14 protein-coding genes and 1 pseudogene are annotated in these 20341 nt (G+C 56.2%); 7 read left to right on the top strand and 8 right to left on the bottom strand.

Going from position 1 to position 20341, the window contains the following annotated elements; genetic code table 11:
- Nucleotides 1-34: 34 nt before the first annotated feature.
- Complete coding sequence (ftsH, locus tag HA45_RS07760) at nucleotides 35-1966, bottom strand: ATP-dependent zinc metalloprotease FtsH (RefSeq protein WP_100704433.1); 1932 nt, start codon at nucleotides 1964-1966, stop codon at nucleotides 35-37.
- Between the two features lie 173 nt (nucleotides 1967-2139).
- Nucleotides 2140-2769, bottom strand: coding sequence for a 23S rRNA (uridine(2552)-2'-O)-methyltransferase RlmE (gene rlmE, locus HA45_RS07755; RefSeq protein WP_100704685.1), 630 nt, complete (start codon nucleotides 2767-2769; stop codon nucleotides 2140-2142).
- A gap of 125 nt (nucleotides 2770-2894) precedes the next feature.
- Here rlmE and yhbY point away from each other — a divergent pair, with 125 nt between their 5' ends.
- The gene (yhbY, locus tag HA45_RS07750; RefSeq protein ID WP_007886683.1) at nucleotides 2895-3188 is read left to right on the top strand and encodes a ribosome assembly RNA-binding protein YhbY; all 294 of its coding nucleotides are present in this window, start codon (nucleotides 2895-2897) and stop codon (nucleotides 3186-3188) included.
- 128 nt (nucleotides 3189-3316) lie between these two features.
- Here the strand turns inward: yhbY and greA are convergent, their stop codons facing one another.
- Nucleotides 3317-3793, bottom strand: a complete 477-nt coding sequence (gene greA, locus HA45_RS07745) for a transcription elongation factor GreA (RefSeq protein WP_100704432.1) — start codon at nucleotides 3791-3793, stop codon at nucleotides 3317-3319.
- A gap of 248 nt (nucleotides 3794-4041) precedes the next feature.
- Between greA and dacB the strand changes: the two genes are divergently transcribed.
- The 3 genes from dacB to pmrB are packed head-to-tail and all read left to right on the top strand — an operon-like array spanning nucleotide 4042 to nucleotide 7192.
- Nucleotides 4042-5475 carry a serine-type D-Ala-D-Ala carboxypeptidase gene (gene dacB, locus HA45_RS07740; protein WP_100704684.1) on the top strand — a complete coding sequence of 478 codons (1434 nt, stop codon included), beginning with the start codon at nucleotides 4042-4044 and terminating at the stop codon, nucleotides 5473-5475.
- Entirely contained in the window at nucleotides 5475-6137 is a 663-nt protein-coding gene (gene pmrA, locus HA45_RS07735) for a two-component system response regulator PmrA (protein WP_100704431.1), read from the top strand. The genes dacB and pmrA overlap by 1 nt, the downstream gene beginning before the upstream one ends.
- Nucleotides 6134-7192 carry a two-component system sensor histidine kinase PmrB gene (pmrB, locus tag HA45_RS07730; protein WP_100704430.1) on the top strand — a complete coding sequence of 353 codons (1059 nt, stop codon included), beginning with the start codon at nucleotides 6134-6136 and terminating at the stop codon, nucleotides 7190-7192. The genes pmrA and pmrB overlap by 4 nt, the downstream gene beginning before the upstream one ends.
- Here pmrB and HA45_RS07725 read toward each other — a convergent pair.
- A complete protein-coding gene (locus HA45_RS07725) occupies nucleotides 7189-9462 on the bottom strand; it encodes a TonB-dependent siderophore receptor (protein ID WP_100704429.1) in 2274 nt (757 codons plus the stop codon). The two genes, pmrB and HA45_RS07725, sit on opposite strands and share 4 nt — an antisense overlap.
- 260 nt (nucleotides 9463-9722) lie before the next feature.
- Here HA45_RS07725 and fes point away from each other — a divergent pair, with 260 nt between their 5' ends.
- Nucleotides 9723-10934 (top strand): enterochelin esterase, encoded by a 1212-nt coding sequence (gene fes / locus HA45_RS07720; protein WP_100704428.1) that lies wholly within the window; start codon nucleotides 9723-9725, stop codon nucleotides 10932-10934.
- A gap of 32 nt (nucleotides 10935-10966) precedes the next feature.
- Entirely contained in the window at nucleotides 10967-14881 is a 3915-nt protein-coding gene (locus tag HA45_RS07715) for an enterobactin synthase subunit F (protein WP_100704427.1), read from the top strand.
- Between the two features lie 208 nt (nucleotides 14882-15089).
- Here the strand turns inward: HA45_RS07715 and HA45_RS07710 are convergent, their stop codons facing one another.
- From HA45_RS07710 to fepD, 3 genes and pseudogenes are all read right to left on the bottom strand, one after another.
- Nucleotides 15090-15887, bottom strand: coding sequence for an ATP-binding cassette domain-containing protein (locus HA45_RS07710; RefSeq protein ID WP_100704426.1), 798 nt, complete (start codon nucleotides 15885-15887; stop codon nucleotides 15090-15092).
- A pseudogene (fepG, locus tag HA45_RS07705) lies at nucleotides 15884-16866 on the bottom strand (iron-enterobactin ABC transporter permease). The gene HA45_RS07710 and the pseudogene fepG overlap by 4 nt, the downstream one beginning before the upstream one ends.
- The gene (fepD, locus tag HA45_RS07700; protein ID WP_100704424.1) at nucleotides 16863-17852 is read right to left on the bottom strand and encodes a Fe(3+)-siderophore ABC transporter permease; all 990 of its coding nucleotides are present in this window, start codon (nucleotides 17850-17852) and stop codon (nucleotides 16863-16865) included. The pseudogene fepG and the gene fepD overlap by 4 nt, the downstream one beginning before the upstream one ends.
- Before the next feature lie 138 nt (nucleotides 17853-17990).
- Here fepD and entS point away from each other — a divergent pair, with 138 nt between their 5' ends.
- Nucleotides 17991-19241, top strand: coding sequence for an enterobactin transporter EntS (gene entS / locus HA45_RS07695; protein WP_100704683.1), 1251 nt, complete (start codon nucleotides 17991-17993; stop codon nucleotides 19239-19241).
- Here entS and fepB read toward each other — a convergent pair.
- Entirely contained in the window at nucleotides 19236-20201 is a 966-nt protein-coding gene (gene fepB / locus HA45_RS07690) for a Fe2+-enterobactin ABC transporter substrate-binding protein (RefSeq protein WP_100704423.1), read from the bottom strand. The genes entS and fepB overlap by 6 nt on opposite strands.
- Nucleotides 20202-20341: the final 140 nt, after the last annotated feature.

Below are 20341 nucleotides of genomic sequence, written 5' to 3'. Positions count from 1 at the left end.
GACGGCCGGGGTTTTTGCTGAGGTTTGTGGCCTCTTATTTGTCGAGCTGCTCTGACATGGTATTGCCAGGATTTGGCGTACGCGGTTCATCAACCGGACGTGGCGCCTTTGGCGTACCGTTGTTATCAGATGAGCTGCTGTTGCCAGAATCATCCCAGCCCGCAGGTGGACGCACTTCACGGCGAGCCATCAAGTCATCAATTTGCGGCGCATCGATGGTTTCATACTTCATCAGCGCGTCTTTCATCGCGTGAAGGATGTCCATATTCTCACCCAGCAACACACGAGCACGCTGGTAGTTGCTGTCGATCAGGTGTTTAACTTCCTGGTCGATGATGCGAGCAGTTTCATCAGACATGTGTTTTGCCTTCGCCACAGAGCGGCCGAGGAACACTTCGCCTTCTTCTTCTGCATACAGCAACGGACCGAGTTTTTCGTTGAAGCCCCACTGCGTCACCATGTTGCGCGCCAGGTTAGTGGCCACTTTGATGTCGTTGGAAGCACCGGTAGAAACACGTTCCGCACCGTAAATGATCTCTTCTGCCAGACGACCGCCGTACAGAGTTGAAATCTGGCTTTCCAGTTTCTGACGGCTGGCGCTGATCGCGTCGCCTTCAGGCAGGAAGAAAGTCACACCCAGCGCACGTCCGCGAGGAATAATCGTCACTTTGTGAACCGGGTCATGCTCCGGCACCAGACGACCAATAATCGCATGGCCTGCTTCGTGATAAGCGGTCGATTCTTTCTGCGCTTCCGTCATCACCATGGAGCGGCGTTCTGCACCCATCATGATTTTGTCTTTCGCTTTCTCGAACTCAACCATTGAGACCACACGCTTGTTGCCACGAGCCGCAAACAGTGCCGCTTCGTTGACAAGGTTCGCGAGGTCAGCACCGGAGAAGCCTGGTGTACCACGAGCGATGATTGCCGCGTCAATATCGGTGGCCAATGGCACACGACGCATATGCACTTTTAGAATCTGTTCACGACCGCGAACGTCTGGCAGGCCAACCACAACCTGACGGTCAAAACGACCTGGACGCAGCAGCGCAGGGTCAAGCACGTCTGGACGGTTAGTTGCCGCGATAACGATGATACCTTCATTACCTTCGAAGCCATCCATCTCTACCAGCATCTGGTTCAGCGTCTGCTCACGTTCATCGTGACCACCACCTAAACCGGCACCACGCTGACGACCGACAGCATCGATTTCATCGATAAAGATGATGCACGGCGCGGCTTTCTTCGCCTGCTCGAACATGTCACGCACACGAGATGCACCGACACCCACGAACATTTCTACGAAGTCAGAACCCGAGATAGTAAAGAACGGCACTTTCGCTTCGCCAGCAATCGCTTTAGCCAGCAAGGTTTTACCGGTACCCGGAGGGCCGACCATCAGGACGCCTTTCGGAATCTTACCACCCAGTTTTTGGAAGCGGCTTGGCTCACGCAGATATTCAACCAGCTCAGCCACTTCATCTTTCGCTTCATCACAGCCAGCGACGTCAGCAAAGGTGGTTTTGATCTGGTCTTCCGTCAGCATACGGGCTTTGCTTTTGCCAAAGGACATCGCGCCCTTGCCGCCGCCGCCTTGCATCTGACGCATAAAGAAGATCCATACGCCAATCAACAGCAGCATTGGGAACCAGGAGATAAAGATCGAAGCCAGCAGGCTTGGTTCTTCTGGTGGTTCGCCAACCACTTTGACGTTTTTAGTCAAGAGGTTATCAAGCAGCTTAGGGTCGTTGACAGGAATGTAAGTGGTGTATTTATTACTGTCTTTTTTGACAACGTTAATCTCACGCCCGTTAATACGTGCCTCGCGGACCTGATCCTGGTTCACTTCTGACAGGAAGGTTGAGTAATCAACCCTACGGCCATTCGACTCGCTGGGCCCAAAGCTCTGGAAGACAGACATCAGCACGACCGCGATGACTAACCAGAGAATCAGGTTTTTCGCCATGTCACTCAAGGGATTAACCTCATATTACAACGGTGTTAACAGACAGCGTAGGGTACTATATATCCTTCGGACCTGGAATCGCGACGCTGATGATTTTGCTGCTTTTCACTGAAAATCAGAATGACACATCAGAGTAAACGCAGTTCGCCTTGCTTTGATTCCAGTGCCGAGGGCTATAGTTTGCGCCCTGTCGCCACAATATACACTTCACGTGAACGTAAACGAGAAGCGTCTGGCTTACGAATTTTCACTTTCGTAAATAGGGAGCGAATTTCCCGCAGGTATTCCTCGAAGCCATCTCCCTGAAACACTTTCACTACAAAACTGCCGCCAGGTGCCAGAATATCTCGACACATCTCCAGCGCCAACTCTACCAAATACATCGATCGCGGAATATCAACCTCAGGTGTACCGCTCATGTTTGGTGCCATATCAGACATCACAACATGCACTTTTTTATCACCTACGCGCTCCAGCAATGCGTTTAGCACCGCCTCTTCACGAAAATCGCCCTGCAAAAAATCGACCCCGACTATCGGGTCCATGGGCAGCAGATCGCAGGCAATAATACGGCCATTCGCGCCAATCTGTTGTACCGCATATTGCGACCAACCACCGGGTGCAGCACCCAGATCTACCACTGTCATGCCGGGTTTGAAAAGCTTGTCACCCTGCTGAATTTCATCAAGTTTAAACCAGGCGCGCGAACGCAACCCCTTTTTCTGTGCCTGCAGCACATATTTATCGCTAAAGTGTTCCTGAAGCCAGCGACTGGAACTGGCCGAACGCTTTTTACCCGTCATAATTTTTCCAAATAAATCGTCATCGTAGCGATAAATCAGTACGCAATGGATGCGTTGATTTGGCGATATACCCGAGATGGCGGTAGAATGAACCGTTTTCAATCCCTGAGTAAGTAAAAAATACGATGAATCTGAGTACCAAACAAAAACAGCACCTCAAAGGTCTTGCCCATCCACTGAAACCGGTGGTTATGCTGGGCGGCAATGGCCTGACTGAAGGCGTGCTCGCCGAGATCGAATTAGCGCTCGAACATCACGAATTGATCAAGGTTAAAATTGCCTCGGAAGATCGTGAGACCAAGCAGCTGATCGTTGACGCTATTGTACGCGAGACTAAAGCTGGCAACGTACAGGTCATCGGCAACACGCTGGTGCTGTATCGCCCTGCAAAAGAGCGCAAAATTACTCTGCCACGTTAATCAAGCCAACCGGCTTGCTATGACGGGCAGAGAAAGTGCCATGCTCCTGCATGGGATAAAAGGCCGCGATGCGGCCTTTTTCCTTTCTTTACAAAATGCGGCAACGCATTTCAAAGCGTAGCAATATCTTAAAGGTATTCCACCTTCAGGACTTCATATTCCACATCACCGCCCGGCGTTTTCACAATGGCAGTGTCATCCGCTTCTTTTCCGACCAGGCCGCGCGCCATCGGCGAGTTCACAGAAATCAGATTCTGCTTAAAGTCAGCCTCGTCATCACCCACGATGCGATAAGTAAACTCCTCATCGGTATCGACATTCAGCACGGTCACTGTTGAGCCAAAAATCACGCGACCCGATTTTGGCATCGTCGCAATATCAATAACTTGAGCGTTAGAGAGTTTGGCTTCAATTTCCTGAATACGTCCTTCACAGAAGCCCTGCTCTTCGCGGGCTGCATGGTATTCGGCATTTTCTTTCAGATCGCCGTGCTCACGGGCATCAGCGATCGAGGCGATGATGCGCGGACGCTTCACGGTTTTCAGTTCGTTCAGCTCTTCACGCAGCTTCTCAGCGCCTTTCAACGTCATCGGAATCTGATTCATTTTTTGGCTCCTCGTCATCTATCCTGGTTAACGGCGTCATCCTGACCGGTGACAGCAGAAAAAAGCTTCTGCGGCGCGTTACCTCTTTTCACAAGCAAAAGAATCCTGACCCGGAAAGCTTTCCGGGTCAGGATCGGTTTTGCATTTTGATACGTATTTTACCCCAGAGTTCACTGTGGGTCATCGTTTACTTTGCACCGTCCGGGGACGTAGTATTGACGCCTTCACCCGTCAGTTACCGCGAGATTATGCGATTTTCACGACTTGTTACCGGATTAACCTGTGCGTTTATGCTGCAGGCACAAGCAGCCCCCGTTGAAGAATACATGCAGTATTTACCAGACGGCGCAAACCTGGCGCTGATGGTACAAAAAGTGGGCGCATCAACCCCGATAATCGACTATCACGGCAAACAGATGGCATTGCCGGCCAGTACCATGAAGGTGATTACCGCATTGGCGGCCCTGCTGGAACTCGGTCCGGATTTCCGTTTTCAAACCACGATGGAAACCAAAGGTGCGATCAGCGATGGCACCTTAAACGGCGATTTGGTGGCACGTTTTGGTGGCGATCCAACGCTCAGCCGTCAGGATTTGCGAAATATGGTCGCGGCGCTGAAAAAACAGGGCATCACCCATATCAAAGGCAATCTGGTGGTGGATACCTCGGTGTTCGCCAGCCACGATATGGCCCCCGGCTGGCCGTGGAATGACCTGACGCAGTGTTTCAGTGCACCGCCGGGCGCAGCGATTGTCGATAAAAACTGCTTCTCGGTTTCGCTCTATAGCGCCACCACGCCGGGCGAAAACGCCTTTGTGCGTATCGCTTCCTACTATCCGGCGCACATGTTTAGCCAGGTGCGCACCCTTGCCCGTAACAGTGGTGATGGACAGTATTGTGAGTTGGATGTGGTGCCGGGCGAGCTGAACCGTTACACGTTGACCGGCTGTATGCGTCAGCGCGCTGAACCGTTGCCGCTGGCCTTTGCGGTGCAAGATGGTGCCGCATGGGCGGGCGAAATCCTCAAGGCCGAGTTGCGTGCTGCGGATATCGATTACAGCGGTCATTTAGTGCGCCAGACGCAGGTTACCCCACCGGGTACCGTGCTGGCTTCGACGCAATCCGCGCCGCTGCACAACCTGCTGCATACCATGTTGAAGAAATCCGACAACATGATAGCGGACACCGTATTCCGTACCATTGGCCATCATTATTTCAACGTGCCGGGCACCTTCCGCGCGGGTTCTGATGCGGTGCGTCGTGTACTGCGTGAAAAAGCCGGCGTTGACCTGGGTAACAGCATTCAGGTCGATGGTTCAGGATTATCACGCCACGACTTGATCGCGCCGGATACCATGATGCAGGTGCTTCAATTCATTGCGAAAAATGATTCGACGCTGAATTATATTTCGATGCTGCCTCTGGCCGGTTATGACGGCACATTACAGTATCGCGGCGGTCTGCATGAAGCGGGTCTGGATGGCAAAGTGTCGGCGAAAACCGGTTCGTTGCAGGGCGTCTATAATCTGGCTGGATTTATTACCACTTCCAGCGGTGCACGCGTGGCCTTTGTACAGTATCTTTCTGGTTATGCGGTACCACCAGAAGACCAAAAAACGCGGCGTATTCCTCTGGTACGTTTTGAAAGCCGCCTCTACTCGGATATCAACAAAAATAACTGATGAAACTGCTGATTGTTGAAGATGATGCGCTGTTGCAATCGGGCCTGGCTCAGGCACTCGGCGCACAAGGTTACGCCGTTGACTGCGCCAGCACCGCCGCAGAAAGCAATGCGTTTCTGCGCAGCGGCCAATACAGCCTGATCGTATTAGATCTTGGTTTGCCGGATCGTGATGGTGCCACGCTGCTGCGCCAGTGGCGGCGTGAAGGCATTAACGTGCCGGTATTGATCCTCACGGCGCGCGATGCGCTGGAGGACCGCGTGGATGGCCTGGATGCCGGTGCTGATGATTATCTGGTGAAGCCGTTTGCGTTGGTTGAGCTACAGGCGCGAGTACGAGCGTTAATTCGCCGCTTTCAGGGCCACAGCGACAATCTGCTGCAACAGGGCGATCTCACGCTCAATCTCAGTTCACAGCAGGTGTTACTGGAAGAGCGCCCACTGGAAATCACCCCAAAAGAGTTCGCGCTGCTGACGCGCCTGTTGATGCGCGTTGGGCAGAATGTGCATCGTGAAACGCTGCAGCAGGATCTCTACAGCTGGAATGACGATCCTGGATCCAATACCTTAGAAGTTCATATCCACAATCTGCGCCGCAAACTCGGGAAAGATCGAATCAAAACCGTGCGCGGCGTTGGCTACCGTCTGGAAGTGCGCGAATGAATAGCATGCGTCAGCGGTTACTGATTATGCTGGCGCTGATTCTCCTCACCTGCCAGGTGATGAGCGCCATCTGGTTATGGCATGAGAGCCGCGAACAGATCAGTTTCCTGGTCAACGAAACGCTGTCTGCCCAGGCGCGAAACGATCGCGTCGAGAATGAGATCCGCGAAGCCATCGCCTCGCTGCTGTTGCCTTCACTGGTGATGATCGCCCTGACGCTGTTGCTGTCATTCTGGGCAATCAACTGGATTATTCGTCCATTACGATCCCTGCAGGACAGCCTCGCCCATCGCTCTGCCGATAATCTCACCCCGCTGCCGGTTTATTCAGAAATGGATGAAATCGTTGCCGTGACCTCCTCCATCAACCAGCTTTTTTCGCGGCTTGATCACACGTTACAGCAGGAACGCCTCTTCACCGCCGATGCGGCGCACGAGTTGCGCACCCCTTTGGCCGGTTTGCGCCTGCATCTTGAACTGCTGCACCAGCAGAATGTGCCGCAAAGTGAGATGCTGATTGAACGTATCGATCAGTTGATGCACACCGTGGAGCAACTGCTGATGCTGTCACGCGCCGGTCAGGCGCTGGCGGGTGGCCACTATCAACAGTTGTTGTGGTTCAAGGACATCATGCAGCCGCTGCAGCCTGAAATGGCCGAACTGTACGAGCAGCGAAAACAAACGCTGCACTGGCCGCACAGCAAAGATATTCCGCAGCAGGGTGAAGCGGTGTTGCTGCGCCTGATGCTGCGCAATCTGCTGGAGAACGCCTCACGCTACAGCCCGGAAGGCAGTGAAGTTAAGGTGAAAATGCAGCAGGACAAGCAGCAGGTGATCATCGAAGTGTGGGATCAGGGACCGGGCATTGAGGCCGATGCGGCAGAGGAACTGACGCAAGCTTTCCGTCGCCGCGATCAGCGTTACGGTGGCAGTGGATTGGGTCTGAATATTGTGCTGCGCATTGTGCAGATGCACCGTGGCAGGCTGGAACTGGTCAACCGTAATGATAGCAGCGGGCTGATTGCCCGCTGCTATTTACCACATCAACTGCTTTAGAAGTGAGTGTTAAGGCTCATGTAGTAAGTACGGCCTGACTCGTTATACGTGTTGGCACCCGCACCGTACAGATAGGCGCCAGTGGTGGCGTTACCGGTGGTTTGCGCATTACCTTCACGGAAGTGACGCTTATCAAACAGGTTGTCGATACCCAGGGTGACGCTGGCGTACTTATTCACATCGTAAGTGCCGCTCATGCCAATAATGGAGTAAGGACTGACTTTATCGGCTGCGCTTCCGGTGACGGGCTGGCCTTTATAGTCATACTTTTTCGGGGTCTGCGTGCCGTACCAGGTCAGCGTGGTTTGCAGCGACAGATCCTGCGTTGCCTGCCAGCTCAGCGTTGAGTTCAGGGTGTATTCCGGGATGATCGACAGGCGATCGCCGGTTTCCTTGTTCTTACTCTGCAGCATGTAGGTGAAGTTGTTGTTCCAGCTGACGCTATCCGAGAACGGCACATTCACCGTGCCTTCTAGCCCTTCTACTACCGCTTTCGGTACGTTTTCCCACTTATAAATATCCGTGGTGCCGTTAGAGGCTTTACCGACGGCCGCGTAACCCGCTTCAATTTTGTTGCGGTAATCGTTACGGAACCAGGTCAGACCCGCCTGATAGCCTTCGTGTTTCCACTCCAGTCCAATCTCTTTGTTGAAACTGTTCTCGGCTTTCAGGTCTGGATTACCCTGCAGATAACAGGCGCCGGTGCTGGCAGCACAGCCCTGACCGTTGCTGTACAGCAGGTAGTTCGGGTTGGTCTGATACAGGCTTGGTGCTTTATACGCGAGGCCAGCGCCCATCTTCAGCGTGAAGTCATCACCCAAACCTTGCGACAGGTTCAGTGACGGGCTCCAGTTGTTGCCCACAATCGAGTGATGATCGAAACGCAGGCTTGGCGTCAGCATGGTGCTGTCGGTCAGCTCCATGTTGTCTTCGGCAAACAGCGAGAAGATTTCTGCCTGTGAATACGGGCTGCGGCCAGTATTCGACACGCCCGGTACGTCACCGTAGCTCGCGGCCTGGGTAGTAGAAGACGGGTCCTTCATGCTCTGCTGGTTCCATTCGGTACCCAGCGTTGCCGTCTGATTAATCAGCCACTCAAACGGAATGCTGACTTCGCTGTGCAGCAAAATATCGTCTAACTGAATGGTGTTAAAACCATCGTTAGAGAAGATACCTTCTGTACCGCCCGCCAGACCTTCGTTGATACGGCTGTTGCGGGTTTTCTCGTAACGCGCGTAGGTATTGGTGCTGACACCGTTATCCCAGGCGCCAGTCCATTTCAGTGAGATGTTTTGACGATACAGACGGTTGGTTTCATCGCCATACAGGCTCTTCACCAGCGTACTGGTGTTGGTGTTCTGGGTATCACCCGCATACAGGTTACCCTGACGGCTATAGCCCGCCTGCAGTTCCAGGGTTTGCATCGGGGCAAACGTCCAGCTCAGCAAGGCATTAATATCTTTATTCACCGACCCTTCACGACCCGATGGATAGCTGCCTGCATACGTACCGGTACGCGCGGCAGCATGGCCATCGTTAATGTCGTAGGCATCAGCCTGGGTTTTGGCTAAACCACCGTACAAACGGAAGTTGAAATCGTCACCCAACGGCCCCTCAAGGCTGAAGTTAGTGCGCTTAGTTGAACCTTCCGATTTGTGTTCCGGCGCATTTAAGTAGGTGTTCCACGAACCATGCCACTGCTGATCGGTGTTTTTCTTGGTGATGATATTCACCACACCGCCTGCTGCGCCATTACCATAGCGCACCGCAGCCGGGCCACGAATGACGTCAATGTGATCGATCAGTTCCGGTGGCACCCAGTTGGTATCGCCGCGCGTATCACGCTCACCGCGCCAGCCCAAACGCACTGAGTTGCGGCTGGTGATTGGCATGCCATCCACCATAATCAGGGTGTTTTCCGGGCCCATGCCGCGAATATCGATCTGACGGTTGTTGCCACGCTGACCGCTGGTCGAGTTACCGGTCAGGTTAACACCGGGCATAGTACGGATGATCTCAGACACATCGCGCGCAGGCGGATGTTTTTTGATTTCATCAGAGGTAATGGTCGAAACGCCGGGTGCCTGCAGGTTTTGCTGCTGGGCAGTCACCATCAAGGTGCCACCGTTTAGGGACTCGGCGTCGGGTGAAGATTGGCTGCTGGTCGTCTTGCTGGAAGTGTCTGCTGCCCAGGCGCTGCCGGAGAGCAGTGAGGCGCTGAGCCCCAGTTCAATCAAAATAGCTAATGATAATGTTGAATAACGCGTCATTTTTTTCATTCCTGGATGGCCAGCGAAAAATGCCATTGGATTCTTAACTGGCGAGCCGGTGAGAAGATCCCTGTCCTTATCGCGCCCAGTTCCAGACCTGGCAGTGCCATCCGTTGCGTAACCTTCCGAAAGGAAAGAGTCAGGCGGAACGAGCGTGCTCTTAAGAGCGGAAACACCCTATTGCAAATGCAAATAGTTATCAATAGTATTAATTATTAATCTTATGTAAATCTTACCCTACACAGTAATTGGCAGCCCCTATGACCTGGCGAAATGATGTAACCGGTAGCGAAGCCTGGTGGCAGGAGCAACACACTCAAGGCATTCCACGTATCGCCCCTCAGCCGGATGGCACCTGTCTGGTCACTTTCTTCTGGCGCGATCCGCAGGGCAGCGAAAATAGCTCGGCGACACAACGTGTATGGATCAACATCACCGGCGTGACCGATCACCATCAAAAGCGTCCCCCGCAGTCATTGGTGCGCGTAACGGGCACCAATGTGTGGTACTGGCAAACTGTGCTGCCGTCCAACTGGCGCGGCAGTTATTGCCTGATGCCTGATGAGCAGGCCACCGATTTTACCGGTGAAGCCGACATGTATGCTCTGCGCAACTGGTGGCGCGACAAATTCCCCACGGCGAAGGCCGATCCGCTGAACAAACTGCGTGGCTGGTCGGGCGGACGCGGCATGGGCGTTTCGCCGCTGCACTTGCCACAGGCACCGAATCAACAGATTTGGCAATCCGTGGATGATGGCAGCGCATCGACGGTTTCTTTACAGCAATATCAGTGGGATAGCGCGCTGTTAGGCAACAGTCGCAAGGTGTGGATTTATGCCACTGGTGAGTCCGATGCTGAGCAACGCCCATTGGCCATCCTGCTGGATGGTCAATTCTGGGCAAACCAAATGCCGATCGCCGGACCATTGCAGCAACTTACTGACGCAGGGAAACTCCCACCTGCGGTCTATCTGTTTATCGACATCATTGATCGTGAACACCGTAGCCGCGAACTGCCCTGCAACCCGCAATTCTGGCAGGCTGTGCAACAAGAACTACTGCCGCAGGTGGCGCAATGGGCACCTTATCGCCAGCAGGCAGACAGCACGCTGGTGGCCGGACAAAGTTTCGGCGGGCTGGCATCGGTGTTTGCCGCGCTGCATTTCCCTGACACCTTTGGCAACGCGCTGAGCCTTTCCGGGTCATTCTGGTGGCCTGAGCGCGGCAACCCGCACGGCTGGCTGTTGCAGGCGCTGGATAGCGGGCTGGCACCGAAAAAGCCCCTGCGTTTCTGGCTGGAGGCCGGCAAACGTGAAGGGCTGATTCTGCAAGCCAATCAACAATTAGAACAAAAACTTACCGCTGCCGGCTATCAGGTAAATTACCTGTCGGTGGAGGGCGGCCACGATGCGCTATGCTGGCGCGGTGGTCTGCTCGACGGTCTGCAAGCCCTGTGGCGCAATCCGACTTAACTTCATTACGCAGGACGCAAACCGGAGCACAGATGTCTGAATCTCTGATGAACAAAACCATGACCGACCAACACACCTTGCCTTTAGTGGCAGCCCAGCCCGGCATCTGGATTGCCGACCAGCTGACCCAGCATCACAACGCTTATGCGGTGGCACACTTTGTCGAATTGCGTGGCGCGATTAACAGCGACCTGCTGGCGCAAGCCATTGTGGCCGGCATGCAGGAAGCCGACACCCTGAATATGGCGTTTGACGAAGTTGAAGGCGAAGCGCTGCAGTGGCTGCGGCCGCAGACGTTTAGCGCCGCCAACATCGTGGACTTACGCGATGAGATCGATGCGGCTGCCAAAGCCCGCGCGTTAATGCGTGAAGACATGAGCGGTGATTTGCGCGTGCTGAGCGGAGCCCCATTATGGCATCACACGCTGTATCGTATTGGCGATCAACACTGGTTCTGGTATCAGCGTTATCATCATTTAGTGGTGGATGGCTTCAGCTTTACCGCCATCACTCGGCGCATCGCCAACCTTTACACGGCAGCCGTGCAGCAGCAGGATGCCGGGCCGACGCCGTTTATTCCGTTCAGTGAAGTGGTGGAAGAGTATCAGCGCTATCAGGAGTCCACTGCGTTTACACGCGATGGAGACTTCTGGCGTGAAAAAGGTGCAGCCCTGCCCGCCCCGGCGTCTCTGTCACCGCTGCCGCTGGCCGGGCAAAGTGCCACCACCGATCTGCTGCGCCACAGCGTGACGCTCGATCGCAGCACCTTCCAAAAGCTGGTCAATCAGCATCCTCAATCCAGCGCCGCCGATCTGGCGTTTGCGCTGGTGGCGCTATGGCTGGCGCGACTCAGCGGACAAAACGATTTTGCCGCTGGTTTTATCTTTATGCGCCGTATCGGATCCGCCGCGCTGTGCGCCACCGGTCCGGTGATCAACGTGCTGCCGATGGCCGTGCATTACGATCCCACCCAGCCGCTAAGTGCGCTTGCTGCCCAGCTGGCAGGTGAAGTGAAGAAAATGCGCCGCCACCAGCGTTATGACGCGGAACAGGTGCAGCGCGATCTCGGTCGCTTAGGCGATGGCGATCCGCTTTACGGCCCGGTCATTAACCTGAAGATGTTTGATTATCAGCTCGATTTTGCCGGCGTTGAAGGCATAACCCATCAGCTGGCATCCGGTCCGGTGCGCGATCTGGAAATCGCTATCTACATCAGCGAACAGGGTGAGTTGACGCTGGAGTTGCTGGCGAATGCCGAGCGCTATAGCGAATCCACGCTAATGCGCCACGCCAGCCGTTTTGCTCTGCTGTTGGATCAGCTGGCGGAACAACCGCTGCGGGCGTTAGGTGAACTGGATCTGTTAACCGCAGAAGAGCACGTGCAAATTGCCGCTATCAACCAGACCGCACATCCTATCCCGGCAGAAACCCTCGCATCATTGTTAGCACAGCAGGTCGCGCGCACTCCCGATGCCCCGGCGCTGACTGATGCCACACACCAGTTAAGCTACCGTGAAATGCAGCAGCAACTGTATGCCCTCGCAGCGGATCTCAGTGCGGCTGGCGTACAGCGTGGCGATATCGTTGCGGTGGCATTGCCGCGTTCGGTACAGCTCTCGCTGGCATTGCAGGCGATTGTGTCGCTTGGCGCAGCGTATCTGCCGCTGGATACCGGCTACCCCGACGAACGTTTGCAGCTGATGCTGGAAGATGCCGCCCCCAAAACGCTGATCACCTCAGCGGAATTGAGCGCTCGCTTTAGCGCTATCGACTCTGTTAAGCAGCTGCACTTTGATGCGCTTTACACCGCGCCAGACGCCCCGCAACCCGCCAGCGCGCCGACACCGCAGGATGGCGCTTACATCATCTACACCTCAGGATCTACCGGACGTCCAAAAGGCGTGCTGGTCGGTCATGAGGCGATCGTTAACCGCCTGTTGTGGATGCAGGATCGCTATCCGCTGCAAGCCGATGACGTGGTATTGCAGAAAACCCCGAGCAGCTTCGATGTGTCAGTGTGGGAATTCTTCTGGCCGCTGCTGGTAGGCGCGCAACTGGTGATGGCACCGCCGGAAGCGCACCGCGATCCGGAAGCCCTTCAGCAGCTGTTTGCGCGTTACAAAGTGACCACCACGCACTTCGTCCCTTCGATGCTGGCCGCCTTTGTCGCGGCGCTGGACAGTGAGCCAGCGATTGCCTGCTGTGGCAGCTTACGCAACGTCTTCTGCAGTGGTGAAGCGCTGCCGACCGATCTGTCGCGTGAATGGGAGACGTTGACGCAGGTGCCGCTGCACAATCTTTACGGCCCGACCGAAGCGGCAGTGGATGTCAGCTGGTATCCGGCGTTTGGCGAAGCTTTGGCAGCCGTTGAAGGGGCCAGCGTGCCGATTGGTTTCCCGGTATGGAATACCGGATTACGCATTCTTGATGCGCGTATGCAGCCGGTGCCACTTGGCGTGGCGGGCGATCTTTACTTAACCGGCATACAGCTGGCGCACGGCTATCTTGGCCGTCCGGATCTCACCGCCAGCCGCTTTATCGCCGATCCTTTTGCCGCTGGCGAGCGCATGTATCTGACCGGTGACGTGGCGCGCTGGCTGGATAACGGCGCGGTGGAATATCTTGGACGCAGCGACGATCAGCTGAAGATCCGTGGCCAACGCATCGAACTCAACGAAATCGATCATGTGATGAGCGCTCAGCCTGGCATTGAGCAGGCGGTAACGCATGCTGTCGTGCTCGGCGGTGCCGCAGCACAAGGCGGTGATGCGCGTCAGCTGGTGGGTTACGTCATCGCAGAGCACGCTGTCGATGGTGACGCGCTGCGTGACGCGCTGGCGCAACGCCTGCCTGCACATATGGTGCCGGTGGCGATTGTGCAACTCGATGCCTTCCCGCTGAGCAGCAACGGCAAGCTGGATCGTAAAGCCTTACCGCTGCCGCAAAATGCGGCTGACAGCATGGGACGCGAACCGCATCCCGGTCTGGAAACGCAGCTGGCACAGGCTTTCTGCCAGCTATTAACACGCGACAGCATCAGCGCGCAGGATGATTTCTTCGCCCTCGGTGGTCACTCACTGCTGGCGATGCGCTTAGCCGCCCAGCTGCGCCGCGAACTGCAACAGCCGGTTTCGGTCGGGCAGATTATGGTGGCTTCAACGGTAGAAAAACTCGCCCGGTTGCTGAGCGATACACAATCGCATCAGCAGGCAGGTTTTGAAGCCGTACTGCCGCTGCGTCAGGGCAATGGCCCCACGCTGTTTTGCTTCCATCCGGCATCAGGTTTTGCCTGGCAGTTCAGCATTCTGCAACGCTATCTCAACCAGCGCTGGTCGCTGGTGGGCATTCAGTCGCCCGATACCCAGAGCCCGCTGAATCAAAGCGCGCATCTCGACGATGTCTGTGACGCGCACCTGCAAACGCTGCGTGAAGTGCAGCCGCACGGGCCGTATTTCTTCCTCGGCTATTCGCTGGGCGGCACGCTGGCGCAGGGCATTGCGGCGCGGCTGGAAGCAGCAGGTGAAGAAGTGGCCTTCCTCGGCCTGCTCGATACCTGGCCGCCGGAAACGCAGAACTGGGACGAGAAGCGCGGTGAGAATGTGCTGGATCCGGCGGTGCTGGAAGAGGTGAATCGCGAGCGCGAACAGTTTATCGCCGCCCAGCGCCATCAGGCAGGCGAAGAGATGCGCGCGATGTTCGATACCATCGAAGCCAACTACGCCAGTTCAGTGCGCCTGCTGGCCACCGCGCGCAGTGCGCGTTTCAACGGTCGCGCCACGCTGTTCCTCGCCGAGCAGACGCAGCAGCCCGGTCAGGATGCGCGTCGCGCCTGGGCACCGTATGTCGGTGAGTTAGAGGTATGGCCGATGGATTGTGCACACGTGGAGATTATTTCGCCGCAGATGTTTGAGCAGATTGGCCCGCTGTTGCAGCAGATATTAGGCTAACGTCAGCCGATTTCCGGGAGGTCGAAGGACCTCCCGGCGATAAACTTATCTGCCTTGTACAGGGCGCTGAGATGAAGCCTCACTGCAATCAACCTGCCTGCCATGTGCAGGGCGCTGCGTTCAGGCCTCTCGACACGATGCTCCACTGTAGTGTGCCGGTCGCAGCATTCAGATTCCCGCTATAACATGCTTTGTGCAGCCAGACCGCTTACTTTCCTCTCCCCAGCGGCACGATCATTGGCGTGTGCGCCACCGGATCTTCTACAATCACGCAGCGCAAGCCGTACACCTGTTCAATCAACGCGGGTGTGACAATATCTGCGGGCTTGCCTTCAGCGATAATCTTACCGTGACGCATGGCAATCAAATGCGTGGCATAACGACAGGCGTGGTTGAGGTCGTGCAGCACCACCACCAGCGTGCGACCATGTTGCTGATTCAACTCTTGCATCAATTCCAGCAGCTCAATCTGATGGGTGATATCCAGCCAGGTGGTCGGCTCATCCAGCAACAACAGCGGGGTTTGCTGCGCCAGCACCATGGCAATCCATACGCGCTGCCGCTGACCGCCAGATAAGGTATCCACCGGCTGCTGTGCCAAATCCGCCACGCCGGTTGCCCGCATCGCGCTTTGCACTGCCTCTTCATCTTCGCTGCGCCAGCGGCCAAACAGCGCTTGATGCGGATAACGCCCACGCGCCACCAACTCGGTAACGCTGATGCCCGCCGGTGCGTTGGAACTCTGCGGCAGCAGCCCAAGTCGACGCGCCACCTCTTTGGTCGGGTAACGCGCTATCGCTTCACCATCCAGATACACCTCGCCTTTCAGCGGGGTGTTAAGACGGCTTAGGGTGCGCAGCAAAGTGGATTTACCGCAGGCGTTCGGGCCGATAATCACCGTCAGCTCACCTTCTGGGATCGCCACCGACAGATTTTCTGCCACCACTTTTTTGTCGTAGCCGAGCGTCAGACCTTCGCCATATAGCCGTGAAGGGATATCGATCATTGGCGTCGCGCCTCCCGCACCAGTAACGCAATCAGATAAAGTCCACCGAGCTGACGGTAATGACGCCAACCGGTAATTGATAAGGCAGGAACAGATGCTGCGCGGCAAAATCGGCAGCAATCAATAACAGAGCGCCACACAGCGCCGCCAGCAGCAGCGCGCCTTTTTCACCGCCGCCGAGTCGACGCGCGATCTGCGGTGCCAGCAGCGCCACAAAGGAAATCGGCCCCACCAGCGCGGTTGACGCCGCAGTCAATACTACGCCAATCAGCATCAGCAACAGCCGACTACGCTCCACCGGCACACCGAGCGCGCTGGCGGTATCATCACCCATCTCCAGCAAACGCATCCGTCGTGTTAGCAGCGCCATCATCAGCAGTGACAGCAGCAATACCCCAATTACCGGCGGCGTTTTCGCCCAGGTGATACCGTTAAGCGACCCGGCACTCCACAATCCGGCGCTGAGCGCGGATTCCAGCGAAGCACTGATGATCAGCCAGGCATTCAGCGCCATCAGCAACGCGCGCACGCTAATGCCGACAATAATCAGGCGGAAGGTTTCAACCCCGTTACGCCAGGCAAAGAGATACACCAGCGCTGCGGTGCCGATACCGCCGACCAACGCCGCACCGGTCATCGCAGCGATCCCCTGATTAAACAGCACCAGCGCCACCAGCACGCCACTGTAAGCGCCAGTATTGAAACCAAGAATATCCGGGCTACCGAGCGGGTTGCGCAGCAGTGACTGGAAAATCGCCCCGCTTATGCCGAGCGCAGCGCCAATCAGCAGCGCCATCAGCACACGCGGCAGTCGCCACTCCAGAACGATGAGTTTGACGTTGCTGGCCCCGTTTCCCGCCAGCACCTGCCAAAACTGCTCAGCCCCAATCGGCAATGCGCCTCGCGTCATCGCCAGATACGCCAGCAGCGCGCACCCAAACAGCAGCCACGTGGTATGAAATCCGACTCGACGCGTCATAATGCACCTCGCCCAAGCTTGCGGCGTACCAGCACGATCAGTACCGGCGCACCCAACATCGCCGTGACGATGGAGACGCGCAGTTCACCCGCTACCAGCAGTCGTCCCAGAATATCCGCTGCCAGCAGCAGAATCGGGGTAATGAGCGCCGTGGCAGGCAGCATCCAGCGGTGATCGTTGCCGACCATCCAGCGTGCAAAATGCGGCGTCATCAGCCCGATAAAAGCAATTGGCCCCACCGCAGCGGTCGCCGCACCACACAGCAACGCAATCGCCAGCAGTCCCAGCAGTTGCGTGCGACCAACGCGCGTGCCCAGCGCAGTCGCCATATCGCCGCCCATGCTTAAACTGTTCAACGCCTGCGACAAATAAAGCGCCACTCCGCTGCCGATCAGCACGGCCGGGAACAGCGTACGCAATGCGGTGAAATTGCGAATATCCAGCGAGCCGCTGTGCCAGAAACGCAGATGATCGTAAATATCGGGATTGAGCAGTGACAGGCCAGACGTCAGGCCATCCAGCACCGCGCCCAACGCCACGCCGGCCAACGTCAGACGTACCGGATTGACTCGCCCGCCGCCAATCGCGCCCGTCATCGCCACCAGCAATGACGCCAGCAGTGCACCGGCAAACGCGAAGCCGAGCCAGTCGAGAGGAGAATCCGCGCCAAACAGCGCAATGCCGATCACCACCGCAAACCCGGCACCCGCATTGACGCCGAGAATGCCCGGATCGGCCAGCGGATTGCGCGTCAGGCTCTGCATCAGCGCGCCCGCTAATCCGAGGGCGACACCCGCAAGCAGACCTGCCAGGGTGCGCGGCAGGCGAGCATCACGCACAATCACGCACTCAGCGCTGCTGCAGCTTGAGGTAAGAGAATGATAAACATCGGAAATGGGTATCGATTTTGCCCCCAGCATCAAGCTGAGCGCAATGAGGAGCAAGAGCAGAATCCCTGAGCCTGCTAATGCACGGATCTGGCGCATCGTTCTAAACCTTCACTGTTCAACGTCGTCGCATGCGCAACGCAATTTGATAATGGTTATCGTTATTACTCGCGTTTGCCTATGTTACCATGACTCGCCTCGCGGACGATGAGGAAAATTGGTGCAAAAGGCGAACAAATGAACAAATCTTCCCACTTTATCGATCTCTCCCTGCTGAAAACCCATGCGGCGTTTCGCGCGGTATTTATTGCCCGTTTCATCTCGATTGTTGCCCTCGGTATGCTCGCCGTGGCGGTGCCGGTGCAGATTCAGCAGATGACACAATCCCCGCTGCTGGTGGGATTGGCCGTCACGCTGGCTGCATCCGGTATGTTTATCGGTCTGCTCACCGGCGGCGTGTTAGCCGATCGCTACGAACGCAAAAAGCTGATTCTGATTGCCCGCTCGACCTGTGGATTGGGCTTTATTGCGCTGGCAATCAATGCCGCGCTGCCGCAACCCTCACTGATCGCGGTTTATCTGCTGGGATTCTGGGATGGCTTCTTTGGCGCGATTGGCGTCACCGCGCTGCTTGCCGCGACGCCGGCGCTGGTGGGTCGCGAAAACATTATGCAGGCCGGTGCCATCACCATGCTGACGGTGCGCTTTGGCTCCATCCTTTCGCCAGCCATTGCAGGACTGGTGATTGCGCACGGTAGCGTAGTGTGGAACTACGGTCTAACCGCGTTTGGCACGCTGATTACCGTGCTGACGTTGCTGAAATTACCGCAGCTGCCGCCACCGCCTCAGCCGCGTGAACATCCGCTGAAGTCGCTGGCTGCCGGGGTGCAGTTCCTGTTTGCCAGCCCGATTGTCGGTATGGTGGCTCTGATAGGCGCGCTGGTCACGTTAGCCAGCGCGATTCGCGTGCTCTATCCCGCCCTTGCACCGCATTGGTCAGTGAGTGCTAACCAGCTTGGCATGCTTTACGCAGCTGTGCCGCTGGGTGCCGCGATAGGTGCCTTTACCAGCGGCAAACTGAAGCACGCAGCCCGACCGGGACAGCTGGTGCTGGGCAGCGCGGTCGCCGCCTTTATTGCACTGGGATTATTCAGCCTGATGCCCAACCTGCCGCTGGCACTGCTGTGTCTGGTGGCGTTTGGCTATTTCAGCGCCATTAACAGTTTGGTGCAGTACGCAATGATTCAACTGCTGACGCCTGACCATTTGCTGGGCCGCATCAACGGCTTATGGACGGCGCAAAATGTCACCGGGGATGCGATTGGTGCGGCGATGATTGGTGCCATGGGATCGTGGTTATTGCCGCCACAGGCCGCCGCCGCGTTTGGTTTTGCGGCAGCGCTGTTAGGCATTGTGATGTGGTGGGTGATGGGTCGTTTACGTCGTTATGCGCCGCCAGCCCCTGAGCTGGCGGAGCAGGTATCATGATTTAACGAACAGTTTTTCCAGACGCGCCAGCAGATTACTGGCGCTGTAGTAATCCAGACGGAACGAATCGACGCCAAGCGGGAACACCTGCTTATCCTTAACCGCCGCGTTTTGCGCGAGGAACGGATTGCCCATCACCGACTGCGTGGTTTTATCGTCAGCCGCAAACAGCAGGAAGGTTTTACCGGTTAAACCGCTCGCGACGTTCTCACCCGACAGCTGAATAATGTCTTTACGCTGTCCCATGCTGTGGCCCTGCTGCACGCTGGCGGGCGGCGTGGCGAGCATAAAGCCAAGCTGCTCCAGCAATTTTCCCTGAGCCGATTCGGTAGTCCACACGTTGACGGCACGCCCATCGCCGTTCCACACCATCGCTGATACCGGCTGCGGCGGCAGAGTGATAGCTTTCTTCAACGCCGCTTCACGATCGTCAAAAGCTTTCACCCGCTGTGCGGCCTGCGCTTCGTGGCCGGTTGCCTGGCCCAGCAGCGTCACCACATCCTGCCAGCTTTTGTCGTCGTAATTCACTATCAGCGTCGGCGCGATGGCGGAAAGCTGGCTGGCAAGTTTGATCGCAGAGTCATTCCCCGTGGCGCTCACCAGAATCAAATCCGGCGCTTCTGCCGCCACCGCTTCTGCACTGGGTTCACCAATATAGAGACGTTTAAGCTGGCGCTGCTTTGCCACATCGCCCCACTGACGGAAGAACCCTTGATCGTTGGCCAGGAGACTGTTCGGCGCTGTCGCGCCCGATGCAACAACCGGCGCATCAATCGCCAGCAGCGATCCCGTTAAGGTCACGCTGGTCGAGACAATACGCTGCGGGGCTTTATTTAAGGTAATTGGACCATTCGCCCCTTCTACCGTGCGTGGCCATCCCTGTTCAGCCTGCGCGAGCCCTGTGAAAGTCTGGAAAATAAACAACAGGGCTGTCAGGCCCAATAAACCGCATTTATTCATAAGTTTTGGTCCACCTTTTAGCTTATTGCACGGCTCGACGTCACCTTCCGATTACGCCTAATCATGCGGGAAATCCCGCGAATGGATTGACTCTTTTGTCCAATCGACGTAGGTTACAGGCCCATAATAAAAATGATAAT

It is taken from the genome of Pantoea rodasii (assembly GCF_002095465.1).
Lineage (GTDB): Bacteria > Pseudomonadota > Gammaproteobacteria > Enterobacterales > Enterobacteriaceae > Pantoea > Pantoea rodasii.
Note: the sequence above shows the minus strand (reverse complement) of the source record. Positions and strands in the feature narration are given on the sequence as shown.

Coding starts and splice junctions, on each gene's coding strand:
- greA (WP_100704432.1), bottom strand. CDS start 3,793: ATGAATCAGATTCCGATGACGTTGAAAGGCGCTGAGAAGCTGCGTGAA.
- entS (WP_100704683.1), top strand. CDS start 17,991: ATGAACAAATCTTCCCACTTTATCGATCTCTCCCTGCTGAAAACCCAT.
- rlmE (WP_100704685.1), bottom strand. CDS start 2,769: ATGACGGGTAAAAAGCGTTCGGCCAGTTCCAGTCGCTGGCTTCAGGAA.
- pmrB (WP_100704430.1), top strand. CDS start 6,134: ATGAATAGCATGCGTCAGCGGTTACTGATTATGCTGGCGCTGATTCTC.
- HA45_RS07725 (WP_100704429.1), bottom strand. CDS start 9,462: ATGACGCGTTATTCAACATTATCATTAGCTATTTTGATTGAACTGGGG.
- pmrA (WP_100704431.1), top strand. CDS start 5,475: ATGAAACTGCTGATTGTTGAAGATGATGCGCTGTTGCAATCGGGCCTG.
- HA45_RS07710 (WP_100704426.1), bottom strand. CDS start 15,887: ATGATCGATATCCCTTCACGGCTATATGGCGAAGGTCTGACGCTCGGC.
- fes (WP_100704428.1), top strand. CDS start 9,723: ATGACCTGGCGAAATGATGTAACCGGTAGCGAAGCCTGGTGGCAGGAG.
- yhbY (WP_007886683.1), top strand. CDS start 2,895: ATGAATCTGAGTACCAAACAAAAACAGCACCTCAAAGGTCTTGCCCAT.
- ftsH (WP_100704433.1), bottom strand. CDS start 1,966: ATGGCGAAAAACCTGATTCTCTGGTTAGTCATCGCGGTCGTGCTGATG.
- fepB (WP_100704423.1), bottom strand. CDS start 20,201: ATGAATAAATGCGGTTTATTGGGCCTGACAGCCCTGTTGTTTATTTTC.
- HA45_RS07715 (WP_100704427.1), top strand. CDS start 10,967: ATGTCTGAATCTCTGATGAACAAAACCATGACCGACCAACACACCTTG.
- dacB (WP_100704684.1), top strand. CDS start 4,042: ATGCGATTTTCACGACTTGTTACCGGATTAACCTGTGCGTTTATGCTG.
- fepD (WP_100704424.1), bottom strand. CDS start 17,852: ATGCGCCAGATCCGTGCATTAGCAGGCTCAGGGATTCTGCTCTTGCTC.